The 9,296-nt window shown below is 74.2% G+C and carries 11 protein-coding genes; 4 read left to right on the top strand and 7 right to left on the bottom strand.

Annotated features, from left to right (window positions below):
* Positions 1-78 precede the first annotated feature (78 nt).
* Positions 79-597, top strand: a complete 519-nt coding sequence (locus ACLBXP_RS24105) for a MarR family winged helix-turn-helix transcriptional regulator (RefSeq protein WP_447670372.1) — start codon at positions 79-81, stop codon at positions 595-597.
* A 19-nt stretch (positions 598-616) separates the two neighbouring features.
* Here the strand turns inward: ACLBXP_RS24105 and ACLBXP_RS24110 are convergent, their stop codons facing one another.
* The 3 genes from ACLBXP_RS24110 to ACLBXP_RS24120 all read right to left on the bottom strand — a co-directional run bounded on the left by ACLBXP_RS24110 (position 617) and on the right by ACLBXP_RS24120 (position 2,099).
* Positions 617-883 (bottom strand): DUF2312 domain-containing protein, encoded by a 267-nt coding sequence (locus ACLBXP_RS24110; protein ID WP_447670373.1) that lies wholly within the window; start codon positions 881-883, stop codon positions 617-619.
* Between the two features lie 115 nt (positions 884-998).
* Complete coding sequence (locus tag ACLBXP_RS24115) at positions 999-1,307, bottom strand: DUF1244 domain-containing protein (protein WP_447670374.1); 309 nt, start codon at positions 1,305-1,307, stop codon at positions 999-1,001.
* A gap of 48 nt (positions 1,308-1,355) precedes the next feature.
* Entirely contained in the window at positions 1,356-2,099 is a 744-nt protein-coding gene (locus ACLBXP_RS24120; RefSeq protein WP_447670404.1) for an N-formylglutamate amidohydrolase, read from the bottom strand.
* A 212-nt stretch (positions 2,100-2,311) separates the two neighbouring features.
* Between ACLBXP_RS24120 and ACLBXP_RS24125 the strand changes: the two genes are divergently transcribed.
* The 3 genes from ACLBXP_RS24125 to pyk all read left to right on the top strand — a co-directional run bounded on the left by ACLBXP_RS24125 (position 2,312) and on the right by pyk (position 5,699).
* Positions 2,312-3,625 (top strand): glycerate kinase type-2 family protein, encoded by a 1,314-nt coding sequence (locus ACLBXP_RS24125; protein ID WP_447670375.1) that lies wholly within the window; start codon positions 2,312-2,314, stop codon positions 3,623-3,625.
* A 22-nt stretch (positions 3,626-3,647) separates the two neighbouring features.
* A complete protein-coding gene (locus ACLBXP_RS24130; RefSeq protein WP_447670376.1) occupies positions 3,648-4,094 on the top strand; it encodes a DUF1036 domain-containing protein in 447 nt (148 codons plus the stop codon).
* Positions 4,095-4,262: 168 nt separating this feature from the next.
* Entirely contained in the window at positions 4,263-5,699 is a 1,437-nt protein-coding gene (pyk, locus tag ACLBXP_RS24135) for a pyruvate kinase (protein ID WP_447670377.1), read from the top strand.
* Positions 5,700-5,711: 12 nt separating this feature from the next.
* Here pyk and ACLBXP_RS24140 read toward each other — a convergent pair whose 3' ends face one another.
* From ACLBXP_RS24140 to ACLBXP_RS24155, 4 genes are all read right to left on the bottom strand, one after another.
* Entirely contained in the window at positions 5,712-6,734 is a 1,023-nt protein-coding gene (locus ACLBXP_RS24140) for an alpha/beta fold hydrolase (protein ID WP_447670378.1), read from the bottom strand.
* Positions 6,731-7,351, bottom strand: a complete 621-nt coding sequence (locus ACLBXP_RS24145) for a tetratricopeptide repeat protein (protein WP_447670379.1) — start codon at positions 7,349-7,351, stop codon at positions 6,731-6,733. The genes ACLBXP_RS24140 and ACLBXP_RS24145 overlap by 4 nt, the downstream gene beginning before the upstream one ends.
* A gap of 81 nt (positions 7,352-7,432) precedes the next feature.
* Complete coding sequence (ykgO, locus tag ACLBXP_RS24150) at positions 7,433-7,558, bottom strand: type B 50S ribosomal protein L36 (protein WP_003601867.1); 126 nt, start codon at positions 7,556-7,558, stop codon at positions 7,433-7,435.
* A gap of 424 nt (positions 7,559-7,982) precedes the next feature.
* On the bottom strand, positions 7,983-9,296 hold the full coding sequence (locus tag ACLBXP_RS24155) for an HlyD family type I secretion periplasmic adaptor subunit (RefSeq protein WP_447670380.1): 1,314 nt from the start codon (positions 9,294-9,296) through the stop codon (positions 7,983-7,985).

A 9,296-nucleotide genomic window follows, 5' to 3' on the forward strand; every position in this document is an offset into this window, starting at 1 on the left:
GACGCCAGCCGCGGACGGCAACCAGCGAGCGAACCGGATGTCGGGACGCGTTGCGGCCTGCTATAGGCTCGGCCCGCCATGACCCGCACCGACGCCCATTCCGCCCCGCCGCCTGCCGAGGGCCAAGCCGAGACGGATCTCGCCGAGCCGATTCCCGCCGGAGCCGATCCGTTGCGGGTCTGGTTCCGCTTCATCCGGCTGAGCCGGCGCGTCACCGCGGCGGTCGGCGCGGACCTGCGCGAGATCGGCCTCTCGATCCCGCAATTCGACGTGCTGTCCACCCTCACGGAGCGCGAGGGCCTGACCCAGCAGGAGCTGGCTGCCCGCCTCTACGTGACCAAGGGCAACGTCTCGGGGCTGATCGACCGCCTGGTGGAAGCCGGTCTCGTGGAGCGGCGCGCGATTCCGGGCGACCGCCGCTCGCACGCCCTCCACCTGACGCCGACGGGCGCCGACCTCGCCGCCCGGGGCATCGCCGCGCAGGAAGCCTACGTGCGGCGCACCCTCGGCCGCCTCGCGCCCGAGACGCTCGCGGCCTTCGAGGGCCACGTCCTGGAATGGCGCGCCCTCGCCCGCGCCGATGCCGAGGGGCGCTGAGGGCGAGAGGCCGCGCCCGTCACACCATCCCGAGGGCCTGCATGTAGAGCTCGAGGATCGCCTCCTCCTCCTGGCGCTCGGCGTGGTCCTTCTTACGCAGCGAGATGATCTTGCGCAGCGCCTTGGTGTCGAAGCCGGTGCCCTTGGCCTCGGCGTAGACGTCCTTGATGTCGCCGGCGAGGCCGGCCTTCTCCTCCTCGAGCCGCTCAATGCGCTCGATGAAGCTCTTGAGCTGGTCGGCGGCGACCGAGGACGGGTCGACCGCGGGGGCGGCGGAAGCTGCCATGATAGCCTTGATCCTCTCGCGTGGCGGCGCGCCTCGCGGCGCGCCCTCGGGCCGGTGGTAGGGCGGCAACCTTAACCAAGAGGTTATCGCGGGGCGCGCGCCCCGCGCTGCGGCCCTAGTGCGGGCCGGGCTGTGACTTCGCGAACGCGGCCTGCTGCTCGGGGCTCGCCTCCGCCTGGTGCTGCGCCTTCCAGGTCTCGTAGGGCATGCCGTAGACGTGCTCGCGGCTCGCGTCCTTGGTCAGGGGCAGGCCGCGGGCGTCGGCCGCGTCCTTCAGCCAGTTCGAGAGGCAGTTCCGGCAGAAGCCGGCGAGGTTCATCAGGTCGATGTTCTGCACGTCGGTGCGGTTCTGAAGGTGGGAGACGAGGCGCCGGAACACCGCGGCCTCCAGCTCCGTGCGGGTGGTCTCGTCCATCTCGGTCATCTCGGGCTCCTCCGTCACCGCCTCAGGTCGGCGTCCGGGGCCGCCCCGTCAAGCCGCCAGCATCGGGCGCAGGAGGCGGGCGAAGCGCTCGGCCCACTCGGCCTGCCCGTCCTCCCCGGCGATCAGGTCCTGGCGGATCTCCACCAGCGCGTTGGGCAGGCCGCGGGCGGTGGCGTGCCGGTCGATGGTGTCGCCCGGCAGGCCGCCGCCGTAGGGCTCGTTGTCCCCCACCGTCAGGCCGGCGGGGTCCGCCCGCAGGCCGGCGATCAGCGGCGCGCTCATGCGGTCGTCCCGGTCGTAGAGGATACCGACCTGCCAGGGCCGGGCGATCCCGCGCCAATAGGGCGTGAAGCTGTGCATCGTGAGGATCATCGGGGGGCGGCCCGCGCCCTGCGCGGCGTCCACCCCGGCGTCGATGGCCGCGTCGAAGGGCGCGTAGAAGCGGGCGATGCGCTCCGCCTTGCCGGCCGCGTCGATGCGGGCGTTGCCGGGCACGATCGCGCCGTCGGAGAGGCGCATCACCAGGGTCGGGTCCTCCCGGCCCCGGTTCGGATCGATGATGAGGCGCGAGAACCGGGTGAGGATCGCGGGGGCGCCGAGCCGGGCCGCGAGGCGCCGCGTCACGCCGGCCGCCCCGATGTCGTAGGCGATGTGGCGGCCGAACTCCGTCTCCGGCACGCCGAGGTGAATGTCGTCGGGCACGAAGTTCGAGGCGTGGTCGCACAGGATCAGCAGGCCGCTGGCGGGGTCGCCGGCGATGGTCTCGACCGGGTGAGGGCTCGCTCCAGGCATCGGGCTCGGGTTCGTCCTGTACAGCTTCGTCGCGGGCGGGCTTGCCGTCACGGCGAGCCTCGGGCAGAGCACGTAGCAACGATCGTGCGCTCACGGCAACAAACCGCCCGTCGCCCTCCCCTCGCCGCGTGCGGGCGTGCGGGCGAGGACGCACGACACCACGACCGAGACGAAGATCCCCGCAGAGGGAACGACGCGCGAGGACCGCCCGCATGACCGCCTCCGACGCCAGCACCCACGCCAACCCGGACCAGCGCAGCCTGCTCACCGGGCTCCTCGACGCCGCCATCGCGGCGACGCATCCGGACCTGTGCCTGCCCGCCCACCTGCCGGCCCCCTCCCCCGGCCGCCTGATCATCCTCGGTGCCGGCAAGGCCGGCGGCAGCATGGCGGCGGTGGCGAGCCGCTTCTACCGGGAGCAGCACGGGCTCGCGGAGGACCGCATCGTCGGCCTCGCCGTCGCCCGCCACGGCTACGGGCAGGAAGCGCCGGGCATCCGCATGGTCGAGGCCGGCCATCCCGTGCCGGATGCCGCGGGAATCGCGGCCACCGAGGAGGCCCTGCGCATCGCCCTCAGCGCCGGGCCGGACGACGAGGTGCTGGTGCTGCTCTCCGGAGGCGGCTCGGCGAACTGGATCGCGCCCGCCGGGGACCTCACCCTCGCGGAGAAGCAGGCGATCACCAAGGCGCTGCTGCGCTCCGGCGCGCCGATCGGCGAGATCAACACCGTGCGCAAGCACCTCTCGCGCATCAAGGGCGGGCGCCTGGCGCTCGCCGCCCGCAACGCCCGCTCGATCCTGACGCTCGCGATCTCCGACGTGCCCTTCGACGACACCTCCGTGATCGCCTCGGGGCCCACCGTGCCAGATCCCTCGACCCTCGCCGAGGCCCGCGCCATCTGCGAGCGCCGCGGCATCCCGCTGCCGGAGGCGGCCCGCGCCCTCCTGAACGACCCGAACAACGAGACCCCGAAGGCCGGCGACCCCGCCTTCGCGCGAGCCGAGTACCGCATCATCGCCCGGCCGATCGACGCCCTCGAGGCGGCCGCGGCCGGCGCCAAGGCCGCGGGCTACGAGCCGGTGATGCTCGGCTCCGACCTCGAGGGCGAGGCCCGCGAGGTCGCGGCCGAGCACGCCCGCCTCGCCCGCGAGGCGAAGGCCGGCGGCCGGCGGGTCGCCCTGATCTCCGGCGGCGAGCTCACGGTGACGATCCGCGGTGAGGGCAACGGCGGGCCGAACCAGGAATACGCGCTGGCGCTGGCGCTGGCCCTCGACGGGGAGCCCGGCATCGCCGGCATCGCGGCCGACACCGACGGCACCGACGGCGGCCGCGGCGAGGCCACCGACCCGGCCGGCGGACTCGTGGACCCGACGACGCTGGAGCGGGCCCGCGCGGCCGGCCTCGATCCGGCCGCGATGCTCGCCGACAACGATTCCACGCGCTTCTTCGCGACCATCGGCGACCTCGTCCAGCCCGGCCCCACCCGCACCAATGTCAACGATTGCCGCATCATCCTCGTCGATTAGGCCGGTTCCGCGTTCCCAGACCATGAGAGGGGCTCTCGCGACGGGGCCGGCCTCGCTCGCGCTCGCCGCCCTGATCCTCCTCGGCGGCTCGGGGGCGGCCCGGGCGGACCTGCGGATGTGCAACCTCACCGGCAGCAAGGTCGGGGTGTCCCTCGGCTACCGCGACCCGCAGGGCTGGGTCACGGAGGGCTGGTGGGACCTGACCCCGAAGGCCTGCGAGACCCTGCTGCGCGGGGCGCTCGCGGCGCGATTCTATTACGTCTTCGCCGTGGACTACACGCGCGGCGGCGAGTGGAGCGGCCGCTCGCTGATGTGCACGAAGGATTCCGCCTACACGATCCGCGGGGTCGAGGACTGCCTCGCCCGCGGCTACGACCGCAACGGCTTCTTCGAGGTCGACACGGGCGAGCAGAAGAGCTGGACCATCCAGCTCACGGACCCGAACCAGCCCGTCGCGCCGCAGCCTTGACGCGCGCCGGGCCCGCCCGCCTCCAGCCGTCCGATCCCCGGAAGGTCTTCCGCCCGTACCGCCCTTGACGCCGCCGGCACGGGGGTGCTTCTGGCCGCGCGCGCCCGGGCCGCCCGGACGCGCCGCATCCGGCGGGCATCCCTGCACGCACCCCCTTAGGAGGCCCGTTTGAAACGCTCCCGCCGCACGAAGATCGTCGCCACCCTCGGCCCGGCCTCCGACTCGCCGGAGATGATCGCCAAGCTGTTCCACGCGGGCGCGGACGTCTTCCGGCTCAACATGAGCCACCTGCCGCGCGAGCGGCTCCCCGAGAAGGTCGAGGCGATCCGCGCCGTGGAGCGCGAGGCCAAGCGCCCGATCGCGATCCTGGTGGACCTGCAGGGCCCGAAGCTGCGCGTCGGCGCCTTCGCGGAGGGCAGCGCCATGCTGGAGAACGGCGCGAGCTTCGTCCTCGACGGGGACCCGACGCCCGGCGACGTCCACCGCGTGCACCTGCCCCACCCCGAGATCCTCTCGGCGCTGGAGCCCGGCCACGCGGTGATCATCGACGACGGCAAGCTGCGCCTCACCGTCACCGAGGCGAGCGAGAGCCGCGCCGTGACCCGCGTCGAGGTCGGCGGCCGCATCTCGAACCGCAAGGGCGTCTCGCTGCCCCACACGGTCATCCCGGTCCCGGCCATGACCGAGAAGGACCGCTCGGACCTCGAGGCCGGCCTCAACGCCGGTGCCGACTGGATCGCCGTCTCCTTCGTGCAGCGCCCCGAGGACGTCGCCGAGGTGAAGAAGGTCGCGGCCGGCCGCGCCCTGGTGATGGCCAAGATCGAGAAGCCGCAGGCGCTCACCCGCCTCGACGAGATCATGGAGGTCTCGGACGGCCTGATGGTGGCCCGCGGCGACCTCGGCGTGGAGATGCCGCTGGAGCAGGTGCCGGGCGTGCAGAAGCGCATCACCCGGGGGGCGCGCCGCCTCGGCAAGCCCGTCGTGGTGGCGACGCAGATGCTCGAATCGATGATCACCGCGCCGGTGCCGACCCGCGCCGAGGTCTCGGACGTGGCCACCGCCGTCTACGAGGGCGCGGACGCGGTGATGCTCTCGGCCGAGAGCGCCTCGGGCGCCTTCCCGATCGAGGCCATCACCACCATGAGCCGCATCGCCGAGCAGGTGGAGCGGGACGCCCTCTACTGGTCGATCATCACGGCGCAGCGCTCGGAGCCCGAGCACACCGCCGCCGACGCCATCGCGGCGGCGGCCCACCAGATGGTGAACGCCCTCGACCTCAGCGCCATCATGGCCTGGACGCATTCGGGCTCGACGGCCCTGCGCCTGTCGCGCTCGCGCCCCAACGCCACGGTGATCGCCCTGACCCCGAAGCGCGAGACCGCGCGCCGCCTGGCGCTCGCCTGGGGCACGCACCCGATCGTGACGAACGATGCCAGCGACGTGGACGACATGGCCTTCCGGGCCGCGAAGTTCGCGGTGCGCGAGCGCTTCGCCGAGATCGGCGACCGGGTCATCGTGGTGGCCGGCGTGCCCTTCGGGACACCGGGCGCCACGAACCTCGTGCGCATCGCCTTCGTGACGCGCGACCACGCCGCGCGGGCCTGAGGCCCGCGGGGGTCAGGGGGCGACGACCGGGGGATCGGCCGTCGCCCCGCCGGTCCGGTCGGCGAGCTCCGAGACCGCGTCGGCCAGCGCCTCCGGGGCGACCCAGGGCACCATGTGGCCGATCCCCGGCAGCAGGGCGAGGCGCGCGCCCGGAATGAGCCCGGCGAGGGGCCGTGCCTGCAGGTCGGTCCGCACGATGCGGTCGGCCTCGCCGGACACCACCACCGTCGGCACACGCAGGCTGGCGTAGCGCGGCGCCTGGGCGGCGAGCGCCGCGGGCAGCCCCATCAGGTCCTGCACGTTGGCGAGCAGCGTGCCGGGCCGCAGCACGAGGGCGGCGCGGCTGCGCGCGAGGTAGCCCTCGCTCACCGCCTGCGGCACGAACACCGTGCGGGCGGCCCCATCGAGATAGTACAGCCCGAGGGGCGGCCCCACCGTGCGGCTGAGGCACCAGGCCACCGGCGGCTGCAGGGCGAGCCGCCAGTACCAGGGCAGCGCGGGCCGATCGGGGAAGGGCAGCGCCACCGGCGAGACCAGGGCGAGGCCGGCCACCCGCTCCGGATGGTCGAGGGCGAGGCGCAGCGCCAGCGCGCCCGACCAGGAATGTCCGAGGACGATCGCAGGGCCGACGCCCATCCGCTCCAGCGCCTCCGCGACGGCCTGCGCCTGCCGGGCGGGGCCGGCGGCCTCGGGTCCGCCGAGACGGTCGCTCCAGCCGAAGCCCGGGCGGTCGAAGGCGACGACCCGGAAGCCGCGCGCGGCGAGCGTCCGGCCGACGCCCTCCATCGGATCCGATGCGTTGGCGGAGGCGCCGTGAAGCAGCACCACCGTGGCGCGCCCGCCCGTGGCCGGTCCGGCCTCGACGGTGGCGAGCCGGCCCCCCGTGACGGCCACGAACGGGCCTTCGGGCGGATGCGCGGCCTCGACCCGCAGGGTGATCAGGAGGCTCGCGGCCGCGCCGAGCGCCAGGATCCCGCCGACGAGGGCCGCGGCGATGCCGAGGAGCCCCGCGAGCGCGGCGAGGAGGTGGCTCAAAGCTCGCGGCCGTCGACGTCCGGCCTCAGGCGCTCGATCAGCTCCTTCACCTTCTCCATGCGCGGGTAGAGCGCGGCCGCGCGCCGGAAGGCGTCGAGGGCGTGGGGCTTGTCCTCGAGGGACTGGTAGACCCGCCCGAGGGCCGCCCAGGCCTCGAAGTGGCGCGGCTCCAGCACCAGGGCGCGCTGCAGGTCGGCGATGGCCGCGGCCTTGTCGGAGAGGTGCCAGAACACCAGCGCGCGCCGCTTCCAGCCCTCGGCCCAGCCCGGCTCCAGGTTCGTCGCCCGGTCCATCAGCTCGGCGGCGAGGGGCAGGTCGTCGGAGCTCATGGCCAGCCGGGCGCGCTCGGTGACGAGGTCGGCGGTGGCGCTGCCGGAGCGCTCGAAGCGCCGCTCGATGAGGCGGGCGACGCCCTTCGCCTCGGCATCGTCCTCGGCGTCGCGCAGGCGGGCGAAGAGGTCGTCGAGGCTCGCGGGCGGCGTCGGCTTGGCCTCGGGTCCCGGCCTGCCGCCGGCCCCTGGCTCGCGCGCGAGCGCACCGGGCGGTCCCGCGGAGGCGGGCCCGGCACAGGTCGCGGCCAGGAGGGCCGCGAGGATGAGGGAGGCTGGACGCAGCATGGACGGAGCTTGTCCGCCTGCCGCGCGAGCGTCAACGGGCGCGTTGACGCGCGGGCGCCCGCCGGGCGGGCGCCGCGGGGCTCAGCCCTGGCGGGCCTTGAATCGCTTCTGGGTCTTGTTGATCACGTAGACCCGGCCCTTGCGACGCACGAGCTGGTTGTCGCGGTGACGGCCGCGGAGCGACTTGAGGGAGTTGCGAATCTTCATCGGTCTCAATCGGCGCGGTGGTGGCCGGCCGCCTGTCCATGGGGTCTCGGGAACGGAGAGCCGCGGGGGCGCCCCGGCGATGGCAGCGCACGCCTCGCGGAAAGGTGGCCCCCTTATCAGGATTCGGTGGCGCGAGGCAAGACGGCGTGGCCGTGCCCCTGGCTTCGACTCGCGCTGAGGAAGCCCCGCCTCGGGACGACGGTGCGCCTTCTGCCAAGCCCGGATGACGGAGGTGCCTGTCCGCCCCCCACCCCCGTCATCCCGGGGCGCCGGAGGCGAGCCCGGGATCCAGAGCCGCCGAGGCGGCAGGACGAGCGGGCGTCGGCGGCTCTGGATTCCGGGCTCCGCTGCGCGGCCCCGGAATGACGGCGGTGGTGGTTCGGCGTCGATCGGAAATCGGAGCCCGGTGACGGGAATTCGAGTCCTACCGCTCGCGCCAGGCCTTGGCGATCTGGTCGCTCATCGGCTTCGTCAGGTAGCTCATCACCGAGCGCTCGCCGATCTGCAGGAAGGCCTCCACGGGCATGCCCGGCACGAGGCGCAGGGGGCCGAGGCGGGCGCGCTGGTCGTCGGGCACCAGGATGCGGGCGGTGTAGAAGCTGATGCCGGTCTTGGGGTCGGTGCTGACATCCGCCGAGACCCGGGTGACGACCCCGTCGATCTCCGGCGTCACCCGCTGGTTGAAGGCGGGGAAGCGCAGCACGGCGCGCTGCTCGGCGCGCACGCTGTCGATGTCCTGGGGCTGGATGCGCACCTCGACCGCGAGCTGGTCGGCGCTCGGCACGATCAGCATGGCGGGCTCGCTCGGGGTGACGAGGCCGCCGATCGTGTGGACGCTGAGCTGATGCACGGTGCCGTCCTGGGGCGCGCGCAGGTCGATGCGCTTGAGGAGGTCCTCGGCCGAGACGCGCTTCTCCACCACCTCGGACCAGCGCGCCCGGATCTCGGCGAGGTCCTTGCCGACCTCGGTGCGCATGTCGCCGTCGACCTGGAGGATCTGCAGCTCGGTCTCGGTGATGCGCCCGCGCGCGGCGGCGGTGGAGGCCATCAGCTGCCCGCGCTCGCCGGCGAGCCGCGCCCCGTCGCGCTCGAGCGCGGTGACCCGGGAGAGCTGCACGAGGCTCTTGGCGTAGAGCTCGCGCACCCCGGCGAGCTCCGTGCCGATCAGCCGGATCTCGCGCTCCTTGGCGGCGGCCTGCTCGGTGAGCCCCGAGATCTCCTGGCGGAGCTGGGTGATGCGCTCGCGCAGCTGCGCCTTCTGGCCCTCGCGCCCCGCGACGCGCGCCGCGAACAGCCGGGTCTCCCCGTCGATGAGGTGGGCGACCGCGGGGTCCGCCCGGCGTGCCGTCAGCTCGGCCGGGAACGCCACCGCCTCCGCCCCGTCGCGCTCCGCCTCGTCCCGGGCGCGGCGCGCCGCGAGCTCGTCGAGGGCCTTGAGGACGATGTCGAGGTTGGCCCGCGTCTGGGTGTCGTCGAGGCGGATCAGCACCTCGCCGGCCTTCACCCGCGCGCCCTCGCGCACCTTCAGCTCGCCGACCACGCCGCCGGTGGGGTGCTGGACCTTCTTGACGTCGGACTCGACGACGAGCTGGCCCGGCGCGATCACCGCGCCCGCGATGTCCGTGAAGGCCGCCCAGCCGCCGAGGCCGACCACCAGGGCGAGGCCGAGCCCGAGCGCCGCGGCGAGGTGGCGGCGGATCGAGGCCCGCGCGGGGGCGTCCGGCCCGGGATCCAGCAT

Source organism: Methylobacterium sp. A54F, from assembly GCF_053346035.1.